Annotated in this window: 14 protein-coding genes; 9 read left to right on the top strand and 5 right to left on the bottom strand. The window is 38.6% G+C overall.

Annotated features, from left to right (window positions below; translation table 11 throughout):
* Positions 1 to 27 precede the first annotated feature (27 nt).
* The gene (purC, locus tag TOL5_RS00425; RefSeq protein WP_004825848.1) at positions 28 to 747 is read left to right on the top strand and encodes a phosphoribosylaminoimidazolesuccinocarboxamide synthase; all 720 of its coding nucleotides are present in this window, start codon (positions 28 to 30) and stop codon (positions 745 to 747) included.
* Positions 748 to 815: 68 nt separating this feature from the next.
* Here the strand turns inward: purC and TOL5_RS00420 are convergent, their stop codons facing one another.
* Complete coding sequence (locus TOL5_RS00420) at positions 816 to 1,370, bottom strand: DUF4303 domain-containing protein (RefSeq protein WP_121774019.1); 555 nt, start codon at positions 1,368 to 1,370, stop codon at positions 816 to 818.
* Positions 1,371 to 1,927: 557 nt separating this feature from the next.
* On the opposite strand from TOL5_RS00420, the gene TOL5_RS00415 reads away from it, so the two are divergent.
* The 5 genes from TOL5_RS00415 to TOL5_RS00395 all read left to right on the top strand — a co-directional run bounded on the left by TOL5_RS00415 (position 1,928) and on the right by TOL5_RS00395 (position 6,602).
* Positions 1,928 to 2,518, top strand: coding sequence for a DUF305 domain-containing protein (locus TOL5_RS00415; protein ID WP_046760206.1), 591 nt, complete (start codon positions 1,928 to 1,930; stop codon positions 2,516 to 2,518).
* 113 nt (positions 2,519 to 2,631) lie between these two features.
* Positions 2,632 to 2,970: an ISC system 2Fe-2S type ferredoxin gene (fdx, locus tag TOL5_RS00410; RefSeq protein WP_121774020.1), complete on the top strand. Its 339-nt coding sequence runs from the start codon at positions 2,632 to 2,634 to the stop codon at positions 2,968 to 2,970.
* A gap of 83 nt (positions 2,971 to 3,053) precedes the next feature.
* Positions 3,054 to 3,242 carry a heavy-metal-associated domain-containing protein gene (locus tag TOL5_RS00405; protein ID WP_004825842.1) on the top strand — a complete coding sequence of 63 codons (189 nt, stop codon included), beginning with the start codon at positions 3,054 to 3,056 and terminating at the stop codon, positions 3,240 to 3,242.
* A 257-nt stretch (positions 3,243 to 3,499) separates the two neighbouring features.
* A complete protein-coding gene (locus TOL5_RS00400) occupies positions 3,500 to 5,902 on the top strand; it encodes a TonB-dependent receptor plug domain-containing protein (RefSeq protein ID WP_199935004.1) in 2,403 nt (800 codons plus the stop codon).
* A gap of 217 nt (positions 5,903 to 6,119) precedes the next feature.
* Entirely contained in the window at positions 6,120 to 6,602 is a 483-nt protein-coding gene (locus TOL5_RS00395; RefSeq protein WP_227543958.1) for a hypothetical protein, read from the top strand.
* Positions 6,603 to 6,621: 19 nt separating this feature from the next.
* Here the strand turns inward: TOL5_RS00395 and TOL5_RS00390 are convergent, their stop codons facing one another.
* From TOL5_RS00390 to TOL5_RS00375, 4 genes are all read right to left on the bottom strand, one after another.
* Positions 6,622 to 8,973, bottom strand: a complete 2,352-nt coding sequence (locus tag TOL5_RS00390) for a glycerophosphodiester phosphodiesterase family protein (RefSeq protein WP_121774023.1) — start codon at positions 8,971 to 8,973, stop codon at positions 6,622 to 6,624.
* A 130-nt stretch (positions 8,974 to 9,103) separates the two neighbouring features.
* Positions 9,104 to 10,378: a replication-associated recombination protein A gene (locus TOL5_RS00385; RefSeq protein WP_121774024.1), complete on the bottom strand. Its 1,275-nt coding sequence runs from the start codon at positions 10,376 to 10,378 to the stop codon at positions 9,104 to 9,106.
* Positions 10,379 to 10,448: 70 nt separating this feature from the next.
* Positions 10,449 to 11,378 (bottom strand): alpha/beta hydrolase, encoded by a 930-nt coding sequence (locus TOL5_RS00380; protein WP_004825837.1) that lies wholly within the window; start codon positions 11,376 to 11,378, stop codon positions 10,449 to 10,451.
* Positions 11,379 to 11,460: 82 nt separating this feature from the next.
* Positions 11,461 to 11,913: a YcgN family cysteine cluster protein gene (locus TOL5_RS00375; RefSeq protein WP_121774025.1), complete on the bottom strand. Its 453-nt coding sequence runs from the start codon at positions 11,911 to 11,913 to the stop codon at positions 11,461 to 11,463.
* 190 nt (positions 11,914 to 12,103) lie between these two features.
* Here TOL5_RS00375 and TOL5_RS00370 point away from each other — a divergent pair, with 190 nt between their 5' ends.
* The 3 genes from TOL5_RS00370 to TOL5_RS00360 all read left to right on the top strand — a co-directional run bounded on the left by TOL5_RS00370 (position 12,104) and on the right by TOL5_RS00360 (position 13,613).
* Positions 12,104 to 12,262, top strand: coding sequence for a DUF1328 domain-containing protein (locus TOL5_RS00370; protein WP_004825834.1), 159 nt, complete (start codon positions 12,104 to 12,106; stop codon positions 12,260 to 12,262).
* Positions 12,263 to 12,460: 198 nt separating this feature from the next.
* Entirely contained in the window at positions 12,461 to 13,198 is a 738-nt protein-coding gene (locus tag TOL5_RS00365; RefSeq protein ID WP_046760213.1) for a dienelactone hydrolase family protein, read from the top strand.
* A gap of 46 nt (positions 13,199 to 13,244) precedes the next feature.
* Positions 13,245 to 13,613 (top strand): HIT family protein, encoded by a 369-nt coding sequence (locus TOL5_RS00360; protein ID WP_004825828.1) that lies wholly within the window; start codon positions 13,245 to 13,247, stop codon positions 13,611 to 13,613.
* The last annotated feature ends 108 nt before the right edge of the window (positions 13,614 to 13,721 follow it).

Below are 13,721 nucleotides of genomic sequence, written 5' to 3'. Positions count from 1 at the left end.
CAATTTTTTTTTGCAAAAGGTTCCCCCATGTTAAAACAAACCTTGCTCTATACTGGTAAAGCGAAATCTGTTTATGAAACAGATAGCGCGGATCATCTAATTCTAGTTTTCCGTGATGATGCATCTGCATTCAATGGCGAAAAAATAGAGCAACTAGATCGTAAAGGTAAGGTGAACAACCGTTTTAATGCCTTTATCATGGAAAAATTGGCAGCGGCGGGTATCGAAACTCATTTTGAAAAACTTCTTTCTCCAACTGAAGTTTTGGTTAAAAAATTGCAAATGATTCCTGTAGAGTGCGTCATGCGTAACTATGCAGCAGGTTCATTATGCCGTCGTCTAGGTGTTGAAGAAGGTTTAGAACTTGTTCCACCAACTTTTGAATTGTTCTTTAAGGATGACGCTTTAGGCGATCCTATGGTGAATGAGTCTCAAGCAATTGCTTTAGGTTGGGCAAATGCGGAACAGCTTGCTCAAATGAAAGAATTGACTCAAAAAGTGAATGTGGTACTTAAAGACTTATTTGCTCAAGGCAACATGCTTCTTGTTGATTTCAAACTTGAATTTGGTGTGTTCCATGACCGTATTGTTTTAGGTGATGAGTTCTCTCCAGACGGTTGCCGTCTATGGGATAAAGACACTAAGAAAAAACTCGATAAAGACCGTTTCCGCCAAGGCTTAGGTGGTGTGGTTGAAGCTTATGAAGAAGTTGCTGCACGTATTGGTGTTGATCTTTCAGATCTTTAAGATCAATCATGTCGCAATAAAAAAGCTGAGTTGTTGAACTCAGCTTTTTTATTGCGCTTTAAATGTGTTTAAACTGCTATTTTTTGCAACAGATAATCATATAGATTTTCACCTGATTTTTGTTTAAAGCGATTTTTAAAGAGTGGTACCAAAAACTCAGGATTGATCTGAGCGAAGCTACTCTCCTCAAAGTCCTCATCAAATGAATCAGCATACTGAATAATCACCATGATTTCTTCGCCCTGCTTATTTTTTAATTTTCCTGCATCTCTTAAATCTTGTAATGCTTGGATGATGGTATTTTGATAATGCTCTCTCAAAGCAACATATTGTTCATCAGTACATTGTTTACCCAATGCTTCATAGAGTGCCATGATCGCATCATGTGTATGATTATTGGCAGTACTAGAATATTGCCATTCTGAAATCCACCATGCTTCGTACACATCTTCAAAAGATTTAAGGTTTTCTATGGTGCATCCCACATAAAAGAAACCACATAAATCTTCAACCATTCCCAAACCAAGGGCGCATAGATGCTGATCTTGTGTTAATTGTTGAATTTCAGCCAAAGCCTCTTGAATATCTTGATAAATAACTGAATATAAATGATCTTCTCTCATGGTCCTGTTCTTATGCGCTAAAGTTTAAGATCAGAGTTTACTATCAATGCTCAAATTTTGTATATCTGCTTTGGTTGAATCAAGACTGACTTTAATAAAGTTGCTCCAAAAATTAAGTATTGATCAATTGTATGAGGTTTTATCTCTATACAATCAAGCTAAGCTTAGACCAAACTTGCAATATTCAAAATAAAGTGTGCTATTGCAATCTTTTAAAAACAGGTCAATTCATTGCTCAGGTATTGGATAAGTTTCATGATTTATTCGGTATAAAGTGCTTTGCCAATTATCTAAAAGCATCACTTTATAAAAAACGCTGTTGCGACATTTAAAACAAATTATTTTGTGCTTGACCTTCACATGATTGTAAAGATTAGAATGATTAAATATTAAGGAACTCTAAATTATTTAGAGTCCATAGACCGTTCATGGAATAAGCAGTAACTTCCATCATTGCGGTAAGTATTGATCTCCATAAAATTTCTGTTCTAAAAAGTGTGATAGATACAGTGATTTTTAATATGCAAAATTTTATCTAAAACTTAAAGGGAACTTCAATGAGTAATAATAACCACACAAACCATTCTCAACGCCAGGATATGAATGGATCAAATCTGCCGAATCAAGCTTCTATCAATGCCTATATGGTCGTGAACCACCGTATGCATACACAAATGCAAATTGATTTCACTGGAAATGTAGATATGGATTTCATGAAAGGGATGATTCCGCATCATCAGGGTGCCATTGATATGGCAAAAGTTGTTCTACAATATGGCGCTGATGCCAAATTACGGCGCTTAGCTGAAAATATTGTTGCCGACCAAGAGGTAGAAATCGAAGTCATGCAAAGATGGTTAGAAAACAATGCTCAGCTTTCTGAACTTAACCATGTTCAAGCTGCTATAGATGCTTTTCGTCAAACAAATGACAAGATGCATGCGGATATGATGATTTCATTTTCGGGAGATGCAGATATTGATTTTATGCGCGGTATGATTCCCCACCACCAAGGTGCAATTGATATGGCGAAAATAGAATTGCAATACGGTCATTATCCTGAAGTGCGCAAACTTGCTGAGAATGTAGTTCTTGCACAAGAGGCTGAAATTAATATGATGCTCAACTGGCTCAGTCATCATCAGTAAAAATTCAGTAAAAATATTGCGTTTCCACTTATCATTTTTCTGCTCACAATAGTGAAAATAAGGTGGCTAAACACCTTATTTTCAAGCTATTGGTTTATTTCAGGATGTTATGTATGCCAAAAATTAAAGTACTTCCCCATGAAAAAATTTGCCCAGATGGTGCAACCTTAGAAGTGGAAAGTGGGAGTAATTTATGCCAAAGCTTATTAGATCACGGCATACCCATCGAACATGCATGTGATTTATCTGGCGCATGCACAACCTGTCATGTAGTGATAAAGCAAGGCTTTGATCAATTAAATGAAATGGATGATATTGAAGCAGATTTATTAGATCGCGCATGGGGGCTTACCCCCGAATCCAGACTCTCTTGTCAGGTAAAGGTTCCAGAAGAATCATTAGAAATAGAAATACCCAAGTACACCATAAACTATGTTTCTGAAAAGCATTAAGAGAAAGTTCAACTATTAAAGCTTGACCTTACAATTGTGGTAAGGTTTATATTGGTTTTAAATCTTCTTCAAACAGGTGAGATATGGAATTTTATATTGAAAATATGACCTGTGGCGGGTGTGCACGTGGTGTCACCAAAGCAGTCCAATCTGTAGATGCAAATGCAAAAGTCATTGCTGATCCACCAAATCGCAGTGTCCAAGTTGAAACATCAGCAACACAGCAACAAGTTGCAGATGCCTTAACCGAAGCAGGGTTTCCACCACGTTAAAGGGTGCAAAATTCTTTTGCTGGAGGCTGTCATGATGACAGCCTTTTTTACACCTCTACAGTCCCACGCTAAAACAAGCCCCAGTGATCAATCTACACGACTGATAAAATTGGCTTTAGTCATCAATAGAAAGCTTTAAATAACAAGACACTTTGCAGATTTTGTTCTATTGATATTTTTATAAGTTGTTTTCTAAATCCGCTCAAGCTCACTATGATCACTACAAATAGTTACAAAAAGAGCTTCAAAATAGAGTTATGCGTAAATTATCAAAACAATATTCATTCAGTCTCACAGCAAGTTTGATCTTAGCCTTACTGTACCCACAAGCACATGCTGAAGAACAACTGAATACATCTCCCGAAATTAAAACATTAGATACGATTGTGGTGACTGGGACACGCTCATTAAAGCGTTCTAAGACTGATTCTCTACAACCGATTGACGTGATTAGTGCACAGGAACTTACTGAACGAACAGGTTCCAGTGAGCTAGGCACAGCACTGAGTAAAATTATTCCTTCCATTAATTTTCCCCGCCCGACTGTCGTTGATGGGACGGAACTGGTTCGTCCTGTACAACTGAAAGGACTCTCCCCAGATCAAGTCTTGGTTTTGGTGAATGGTAAACGTCGCCATACTGGTGCTTTTATTAACTTGGGCGGAACAATTGGTCGTGGTTCAGCACCCACCGACTTAAATGCAATACCTGTTTCCGCAATTAGCCGTATTGAAGTCCTCAGAGAAGGTGCTTCTGCACGTTATGGTTCAGATGCAATTGCAGGTGTCGTCAATATCATCTTAAAGTCTGACCCTAGGACGGGTGAAGCGGGTATACGCTACGGTATTTATGATAAAGGTGATGGTGAGCAAAAGCAGTCCTATGTTTCAGGCGGAACTCGACTTGGCGATTATGGTTATGCCATTTTTTCAGGTGAATGGCAGGACAATCAAGCAACTAATCGTGCTGGCTTAGACTTACGTGACCCAAATGCAACCACATATGGGCAAAGGACATTTCGATTCGGTGACCCAAAATCAGACGAAGTAAAAGCTGCTTTCAATGCTGGCTTTGACCTTAGTGATACCGTCGAATTATATGGTTTCTCTACCTATAGCCATCGAAATGCTGAAACTGCTGGATTTTATCGTTTAAGCAATGCCTCAAACAATGTTCCAGCATTGTTTCCGAATGGCTACTTACCTCTGATCCGAGGTCAATTAGATGACTTTAGTGCTGTTGCAGGTCTACGAGGAGAAGCCGCGGATTGGCGTTATGATGTTTCTGCAAATTATGGTTTGAACCAATATGATGTAAATACCCGAACCATTAATGTTGATCTGTACAAAGACACAGGGGCAACACCCAATTCATTTCATAATGGCAAGCTGAAAAATAGCCAGTCTGTTTTTAATATTGATCTTTCTAAAGAATATGACATATCTGCATTTGCAAGCCCTTTGAATATTGCATTTGGTGCCCAGTATTTAAACCAACAATATCAAATTAAAGCAGGAGATCCAGATTCTTATTATAAAAGCGGATCTTCGGGTTTATCTGGTTTTCGTCAAGCTGATACAGGCAAATGGACGCGAGACAGTTATGCAGGATATCTAGATTTAGAAACGGATATTACCCAAAAGCTTTCTGCTTCTAGCGCATATCGTTATGAGAAATATGATGATTTTGGGGATACCAATAATGCTTCACTGTCCTTACGTTATAAACTTTTACCGCAAGTTGCTGTACGTGGTTCAGTTTCTACAGGGTTTCGAGCGCCAAGTCTAGCACAACAGTATTTTACCCAAACTTCCTCTCAACTGGTCAATGGGCAATTCGTTGAAGCAGGTACATTCCCAAGCTCATCTCAAGTTGCGCAATTACTCGGTGCTGAGGATTTAAAAGCTGAAAAATCCAAAAACTACAGTCTTGGCTTTGTGTTTACCCCAACTTCAAATCTGTATGTGACTTTAGATGCCTATCAAATCGATATTGATGATCGTATTAGCTTGTCTTCAAATATCAATGCCAGCAGCCCTGCTGTACGTGATTATCTGATCTCAAAAGGCATCACCAATACCAACTTTAGCAGTGTACGTTTCTTCAATAATGCCAGTGATACACGTACACGTGGCGTGGATTTGGTTGCAAACTACCAATGGCAGAATCTACCTTATGGAGAGTTAACCACATCTTTAGCTTATAACTTTAATCGCAATGAAGTCACCAATGTGGATAAAAATCCTGACATTTTAAATGCATTGGGTGTCAATTTGACACGCTTAGACCGTCGTGAACAATATGGTTTACTGGCAGGCAGTACACCTGAACATAAATTCAGTTTATCCAATGATTATAAAATTGGAAATTTTGGTATTAACACCAATATCACGCGTTATGGCAGCTTCAAAACTTTTAGTAACGCTGGTTCAACCAGCGATCAGAAATTCTCGGCAAAATGGCTTTTGGACTTAGCCCTCAGCTATCAATTGAAAGCTTGGAAATTTACCCTTGGCGGTGACAACATTACCAATGTTTATCCAGATAAAGATGTTTATGACATCAACAAACCAACGGGTGGAAGCCTACAGTACAGTCAGTTCTCACCTTTTGGCTTTAATGGCGCATTCTATTACGGCAAAATTAATTATAAGTGGTAAGCTCTAAAGCCTGTTAAAGCGCATCAAACCGAGTTAAACAACTCGGTTTGATGTTTATTGTCTTAGTGATAACCATCAAAATCTAGATATGCTATAGGTAAGTATCATTAAGTCTGGATGATTGATGAACTTTTTTTAACAAACTTATATACTCAAAACAACACATATGCGGATTTAATCCAACATGATAAAAATAATTTATGCGTGCATTCTATTCTTGACCATTTTAGCCCCTGCCCACGCACAACAATTAAGTTGCCAACAGGACTACCCTAAAATCATTGCACCTGACCTACAGCGCTTAGGGCAAGATTTAAAGAATAATGATTATAGTTTTATGCAACAAAAAACCCATCCTTCACTGATCAATTATGTCGGTGGTCCTGAAAACTACCAAAAGTTGCTCAAATATGCCCAAAATATGTTTGCAGAATCCAAACTAGAAATTCAAAAGGTTGAGTCCAATCCACCTCTCTACAGCTATATCGTCGACCAAGAAGAAATTTGTTTTGTGCCAAAAACCATCACGATGAAAGTGGCAGGCAAAACAGTCAAAGCACCGCCTTCTTTTATGGTCGCGATCCGCTCACAGCATTCACATCAATGGACTTACTTAGACGGTTCAGGACTACAGAAAAATCCTAAAATGCTTTTTATTCTTTTTCCCAATTTCCCTAAAAATGTCAAAGTACCTTTTTAACCCCATACAACCCGATAAGTTATTTCACCACCACCTTGATAGGTGCTGAAAAGATTTGATAGTCATTTTGCGGGTCAATCTGATATTTGTAGCCCGCCAAAACATAAGCTGTTCCTTGTTCAACAAAACGCAACTGCCCATTTTTTAGCTCATGCTTTGGAGAACCAGCTAAAACCACAAAATTGTTGACTTGCAATTTGGCTTTTTCTCCGTCTTGTTGAGTCGTTTGAGCATCAATTAAAACAGCCTGTCCTACTTTGGCTTTGATATTTTTCGGTGCTTGTATATCCACGATATATTTAGAATAAAGCTGTGCTGAATTGGTGGTGATCCCATTGGTTCCTGCCACATACAACTTGTTAAATGTATCATCACTCAAAGCCCAAGGCCAGAAACTGATGCCACGATGTTTTGAGGCTTCTAAAATATTGATCAAATCAGACCGATAAGCAGGGTTATAACTAGAGTTATACTTTTGGACATCGCTATTGATTTGTTTAGTATTGACCAAATTGTTACGACTGTTTGGCATATTCCCTACCAACAAACCTCGAGGAATCTCAGTCATTTGAGTTTGTGCACGTACAATTTGATCGGTATTAAATGATGTCGTGACCACTTGGCTTTCCATTTGATACTTTTTAATCTCATCCTGCATTTTTGCCACCAACGCTGGATTGGCACTTTTCATTTCAATCATCAGTACAACATTTGGATGCTGTTTTAAAAAGTTAAAATACTCTGCAAGGGTCGGTATTTTATAAGCTTTATGCTTAGATTGTAATTGTTGAACCTGCGCAAGATTCATCTCTTCAATTTTTCCAGTTGAACGCGTTGTACGATCAACGGTTGCATCATGCATCACCACAAGATGCTGATCTTTAGTCAAATAAATATCATTTTCAACAATGTCTGCACCCAAAGCGACTGCATGTTTGGCACTTTCTAAAGTATTTTCATCCTCTAAGCTGGGTACACCCCGATGCCCAATAATAAAAGGTTTACGCAATAAAGTATTTTTTGGAAATTGTTTTAATATACTGGAAAAAATCGTACTTTGCGTGGTGATCACCCCATTTACACCTGTGGTCAACACGCGCGCTACATCCTGAGCTTCAACAGCAGATGTATCCACCCAAACTGTCATCAGATGACGTTGAATAAAACTGATCGATGCTTTCTCTCTCAGGCTTTGAGGAACCACGACAATTCGTGCATAAGCTTGATTGCTACGGCGGATAATTTCAACCAGATCTTGATGACGATCTTGAAGATTTTCTCGACTTAAATCCAATGCTGTTCGAACCATCGGTATAATTTGATGTGCAGATTTAAGCAGGTCATCACTTTTCGACAACACAGTAATATCACTAATATCCTGAGATTTAGACAGCAATTTTAATGCTTCTATACTTTTTGGATCTTTGATCTCTAACACAGGAATGCTGTTACGATGCGGATTGGAAAGATAGTGTCCTAAGGTTTCGACTACCTGACCAGTTTGATCAAGCAAATTTAAATTTGCATCCAATTGATAATATTGTTGATTACTTGAATTTAATGCAATATTTGGATGTTTTATTTTTTGAATAATGGTTGGGGCTAAAGCTACATGAGTTTGAATTTCTTGTACCTGTATAACTTTATTATGGGTGAGATCAGGTAAGGCAGTGAGCTGCTCAGAGACTTGGATATTTTTAATTTTTAAAATAGCACCTGAGGCAGAAAAGCCAATGCCGCCTTTTGTAGATTCTTGGTCAAGTTCTACATCCTGCATTAACTGATGGTTTAAATAGTGTTGAACCCGTTGTCCTGAGACCACCACACTGGCTTTGTACCATTGATTTGCTTTGATATTTTCAGAAAAGTCTTTGGTCTCACTCACTTCCCACTGTGCATTGGTTTTATGGCGCCCAAATTCAGTACCATTCTTCGCTTTCGCATCCGCTCTGATGGTAAATTGATAATAACTGCTTGGAATTACGCCCTGTGCCTCAGTGACATCATAAATCACACTTCCCCAGCGAGAGGCATTGATTGGCTGATCTAAAGTAAATTCGAGATCAATCCTATAGTTTTTATACTTTTCAAGATTTTGTGGCAATAAAATCGATGTAGGGCTCATTGCATTTGCCCGCCCATCAATATTTAGTACACCGTGTTCAACAAAAATATGACCTGGATTGTTTCCGGGAATACGCCATCCTTGGGGAATGTTGTTTTGTTGAACAAAATTTTGCTGATAAAGCTTTTTAAATTGTTGTATTGCCGTTTTAGGCTGAGTTTGTGTCGAAATCTTTGTTGCCAGTTCAGCATAACTGGTCACAGGTAAAGCAATTAAAATTGCATAAGACAAAACAGAAAGTTTCATAAAATTTCTAGCGCATTTAAAACGTATTTTGAGTAAGCTACATTTTAAAGGCATCAGCCTGATTTAAATTTTGCCGATATTTTAAACCTTTATCTGTCATAGATCAGCTACTTTAAAGCAAGCATTCACATTATTGTTGCTGCTGTTCCTGTTGCCAACGGCGTTGTTGTAAACGTTCGCCCTCTACCTCACGTTTATTTCTCGCAGACTCATACAATTTTGTCCCTTTTAACTCAGGTGGCAAATAGTCTTGCAACACAAAATGTTCTGGATAATTGTGTGGATAGAGATAATCTACCCCGTAGCCCTGTTGTTTCATCAATTTGGTTGGTGCATTACGTAAATGTAGAGGTACAGGTAGATTCGAGGTTTTCTCAGCCAACTCTAATGCCTTATTGATGGCTAAGTAGGTACTGTTACTTTTGGCACTGGTTGCCAAATAAACGGCACATTGCCCTAAAATAATTCTGCATTCAGGCATCCCAATGGCTTGAACCGAGCGGAAACACTCTCCTGCCAACAACAATGCATTAGGATTTGAATTGCCAATATCTTCTGAGGCAGCAATCAGCATACGTCGAGCGATAAAAACTGGATCTTCTCCACCTTTTAGCATTCGTGCCATCCAATATAACGCTGCATCTGGATCACTCCCACGAATCGACTTAATAAACGCAGACACAAGATCATAATGTTGTTCACCTGACTTGTCATAGCGTGCGATATTTTGTTGGGCAACTTTAACGACGATCGCATTGGTCACAATATTTTCAATATCTGAATCAAAAGTGCTGGCAATGAGATCAATTAAATTCAATGCTTTACGTGCATCACCTGCGGCGAATTGAATTAAGGCATCAAATTCTTCAATCTGAATATGACGCTCTTGTAAAAACTTATCCTGTTGAATCGCCCGAAGAATCAGTTCTTGAATTGCTTCATTACTGAGCGCATTCAGCGTATATACCTGACAACGTGATAGTAATGCACTGTTGACTTCAAAAGAGGGATTCTCTGTTGTTGCCCCAATCAAGGTAATTTTACCTTTTTCAACAGCATTCAAAAGTGCGTCTTGTTGTGACTTATTGAAACGATGAATTTCATCAATAAATACCACTGGTGTTAGTAAATCACCACTTTCAGCAATCACTTCGCGCAGTTCTTTCACACCTGTGTTTAATGCAGATAAACTGACAAATGGACGATCCACAGCCTGTGCCAATAATAATGCAATTGTGGTTTTTCCAACACCAGGTGGTCCCCAGAAAATAATCGAAGGCAAATGCCCTTGATCAATCATTTGACGTAATGGGGCGTCAGCGCCAAGCAAATGATCTTGTCCAATAATTTCAGACAAATCACGTGGACGTAAACGTTCTGGAAGTGGAGTTTGAGTGTCTGACATACTGCTTTTTTAATTGATGAATGCTGAGCTTAGTCTACTATGGAAAGCATTCAATATTGTACTTTCAATTTTAAAATAATCGATTCTGTAAAATATCCATCAGTGAAGCCTGAAACACTTCACCATGACTGAGATGTGGATACAATAAAAGCTTGGTATTTGCGCCTTTACTGGCTAAGTCTAGAACCAATTTTCGATTGTTTTGGTTCATGTCCCGATCAGCATTCGGGCTGATTTTCGCTGTGCTAGATGGAACAAGATCACCTTCCATCACCAATAGCTTTTGATCTTTAACTGATTCAGGTTTTACCTGCTCAACTGCTTTCAATAACCGGGAATCTGCCCAAGTTAAAGATGGGCTTGCAGCAAAATAATGCGAAAATTTCTGCTCATGTTGCTGGCGATTCAATAATGTATCTAATACAAATAAGCCCCCATAAGAATGTCCCCACAATGCAGTGCGCTGAGCATCCAATTTCACCTGCGAGTAAACCCAAGGCATGATTTTTTCAAAAATCATTTGTCTAAATTGCGGACTTCCTCCTGACATGCGCTCAGGATTTCGGGGATCAGCTGATATTTTTCCAGACTCATCTGCTGGCGTATAGTCCACGGAACGTGAAGCAGATTCAAACGGCAACTGAGTTTGATAGCCAATCGCCACTAAAACGGGGCTATCTTGTTCTGATAATTGCTTTAATAATGCTTCATCTAAACGCGCCATGACTGAATTACCATCCAGCATAAAAATAGCGGGACGGGGCTGATTTTTATTGATCTGTTTAGGTATACCTAACCAAACTTTATAATGTCGTTGCTGATCGGATGACTGAAAGCTGTGAACTTGAAACTGATAATAACTTGAACCATGATCTGCAATATTCGGTCCTAAGGGCTCTAGATCAGGCTTGGCATAAGCAAGGGAATACGCAGCAAAGCTTAGACTGATCGCACATAGGCACATTGTAATTTTTTTCAATCGTGTAAATAAACCAGACATTTTAAATGAGATCACATCATGAAAGCATCTTTATCATATTACTATTTGATAATGATTATCAATTCAAAATTATGGTCATTTTCTAACGTACCCAACGCACAATATATTCGTCAATTTCTTCCTCATCAACTTCTGTCTCTGAGATGCAGCGCCCTGCTGCAGATTTTCTGGCTTTAATCACATTTTGTCTGGAGCCTGTAATTAAATAGTGCCAAGACGGAAGGTTTTTACCTTCATTGACACGCCGATAGGCACAACTTGAAGGCAACCAATTTATTTGCGCTAATTTTTCAGGACGCAATTGAATACAATCTGGGACATAGTTCAAGCGATTAGCATAGTCTGAACATTGTGCTGTTTGACAGTCCAGTAGTTTACAAGACACCTTGGTATAAGCGATTTCATGTGTTTCATCATCTTCGAGTTTAACCAAGCAGCACAAACCACAACCATCACATAAGGCCTCCCATTCCGCCTGATTGAGTTCGGACAAATGATAGTTTTTCCAAAATTGGGGGCGTATTTCGAGGCTCATGATATAAAGTGAAGTCATATGAGATGTTGTTATTATATCAGCATAAGAACATGAACTAGAGAATAAAAAAACATCACAAATCAGTTACATGATGCTTTATTTATCACACTTTTCAAACATAACTTCACAAGACCGCGCCGTTTTTCTCCTTATACTGAAACTGCATAAAAACAATATGGAGGTGGATATCATGTTCCGTTGGGCAATAATTTTCGCTGTGATCGCGTTAGTTGCAAGTTTATTTGGTTTTGGCGGTGTCGCAGGAATGTCTAAAGACTTTGCAGTAATTCTTCTTGTTGTTGCCGTTATTCTTGCAATTGTCGGATTTATTTCCAGAGGGAAAGTTTAAGCTTTTCTCAACATTTTTATGACAGTCTCTGTTTATGATCAAGAAGGTCCTAGGTCCTTCTTTTTTCATTTCTGCACCCATTCCATCATTCATAATTTCTCACATTTCTATACTCAATATTCCTAAATTAGCCATTTGAATCCTTTATATTTATGCTTTAATCAATGTCGCTCTCAAAAATATAAAAGGATTGAACAGATGGCTGTTGCAATTAAAACTCGTGAAATTCAATACCAAGCAAAAGATGGAACAACTTTAATCGGTTATTTTGCTGCCCCTGAATCTACACAACCTGTTGCAGGTGTCATCGTGGGTCCTGAATGGTGGGGACGCAATGAATATACTGAGCAACGCGCTAGAGAGCTTGCAGAACATGGCTTTGCTGCTTTAGCAATCGACATGTATGGCGATAAAAAAGTGACAACCGTTGCGACACAAGCCAATGAATGGATGATGCAAACTTTTCAAGATACCGATACCATTGTAGATCGTACCTCTGCTGCACTTGCTACACTTGCTGCTCAACCTGAGGTGGATGGAGATCGTTTAGCTGCTATTGGCTTTTGCTATGGCGGAAAAGTCATGCTCGATTTAGCTCGTTCTGGTGCTGACTTAAAAGCAGTCGTTACTTTCCACGCCAACCTGTCCGCACAAAACCCAGCACAATCAGGAAAATTTAAAGCTGAGGTTTTAGTTTTACATGGTGAAAAAGACTCAATGGTGTCTTTGGCAGATGTTGAATCCTTCAAACAAGAAATGAATCATGCCCAAGTAAAATCTGAAGTGATCATCCTTAAAGATGCCAAACATGGCTTTAGTAACCCACAAGCAGATGAACGTGCCAAAGCCAATGGTGTAGATCTAGGTTATAACGCAGAAGCTGAAAGCGCAGGATTAACTGCTATGTATCAGTTGTTAAATCGTACATTGGTTTGATTTTAAACCTGATGTATGAACTCAACCAGTAAACAAGGAGTTTAAAATGACTGAGATAAAATGCCCTTATTGTGAATTTGAAGAATTTGACATCATTGATAAAAATGAATTTGGTGCAATTTTGCCTGAACAAAATCCTTTGTCTAAAGGGCATTCAGTCATTATCCCATTGCGCCATATCGATTCCTTTTTTGAGGTTTCAGAAAAAGAGCGTAAAAGTCTTTCTTCGTTGTTAGAGTTGGCACGTAATGAACTCAAGCTCCGTCATCAACCAGAAGGCTTTCACATTGCCTTTAATGATGGTGATGTTTTTGGTCAAGAACAGAATAAACACTTTCATATTCATATCATTCCACGCTATAAAAATGAACCGCTTAAACTGGATCAGCGTTGGGGTATCATCAACGAAAATTAATCCTTTGCCAGTGAACTAAAAAAGACGCTAGTGCGTCTTTTTTAGTTCACTATGTTGCTTCATTCAACGTGACTTTAAAATTAAATTCTGACTATTCGAAATAGCTTA

The organism is Acinetobacter sp. Tol 5, assembly GCF_019702905.1.
GTDB lineage: Bacteria > Pseudomonadota > Gammaproteobacteria > Pseudomonadales > Moraxellaceae > Acinetobacter > Acinetobacter bereziniae.
The sequence above is the reverse complement of the archived record's forward strand: the minus strand, read 5'-3'. Positions and strand labels throughout refer to the sequence as shown.

Excerpts from the sequence above, each read along its gene's own strand:
- TOL5_RS00380 (WP_004825837.1), bottom strand. The coding sequence starts at position 11,378 with ATGTCTGGTTTATTTACACGATTGAAAAAAATTACAATGTGCCTATGT.
- TOL5_RS00385 (WP_121774024.1), bottom strand. The coding sequence starts at position 10,378 with ATGTCAGACACTCAAACTCCACTTCCAGAACGTTTACGTCCACGTGAT.
- TOL5_RS00390 (WP_121774023.1), bottom strand. The coding sequence starts at position 8,973 with ATGAAACTTTCTGTTTTGTCTTATGCAATTTTAATTGCTTTACCTGTG.
- TOL5_RS00375 (WP_121774025.1), bottom strand. The coding sequence starts at position 11,913 with ATGAGCCTCGAAATACGCCCCCAATTTTGGAAAAACTATCATTTGTCC.
- TOL5_RS00360 (WP_004825828.1), top strand. The coding sequence starts at position 13,245 with ATGACTGAGATAAAATGCCCTTATTGTGAATTTGAAGAATTTGACATC.
- TOL5_RS00420 (WP_121774019.1), bottom strand. The coding sequence starts at position 1,370 with ATGAGAGAAGATCATTTATATTCAGTTATTTATCAAGATATTCAAGAG.
- TOL5_RS00370 (WP_004825834.1), top strand. The coding sequence starts at position 12,104 with ATGTTCCGTTGGGCAATAATTTTCGCTGTGATCGCGTTAGTTGCAAGT.
- purC (WP_004825848.1), top strand. The coding sequence starts at position 28 with ATGTTAAAACAAACCTTGCTCTATACTGGTAAAGCGAAATCTGTTTAT.
- TOL5_RS00415 (WP_046760206.1), top strand. The coding sequence starts at position 1,928 with ATGAGTAATAATAACCACACAAACCATTCTCAACGCCAGGATATGAAT.
- fdx (WP_121774020.1), top strand. The coding sequence starts at position 2,632 with ATGCCAAAAATTAAAGTACTTCCCCATGAAAAAATTTGCCCAGATGGT.
- TOL5_RS00405 (WP_004825842.1), top strand. The coding sequence starts at position 3,054 with ATGGAATTTTATATTGAAAATATGACCTGTGGCGGGTGTGCACGTGGT.
- TOL5_RS00400 (WP_199935004.1), top strand. The coding sequence starts at position 3,500 with ATGCGTAAATTATCAAAACAATATTCATTCAGTCTCACAGCAAGTTTG.
- TOL5_RS00365 (WP_046760213.1), top strand. The coding sequence starts at position 12,461 with ATGGCTGTTGCAATTAAAACTCGTGAAATTCAATACCAAGCAAAAGAT.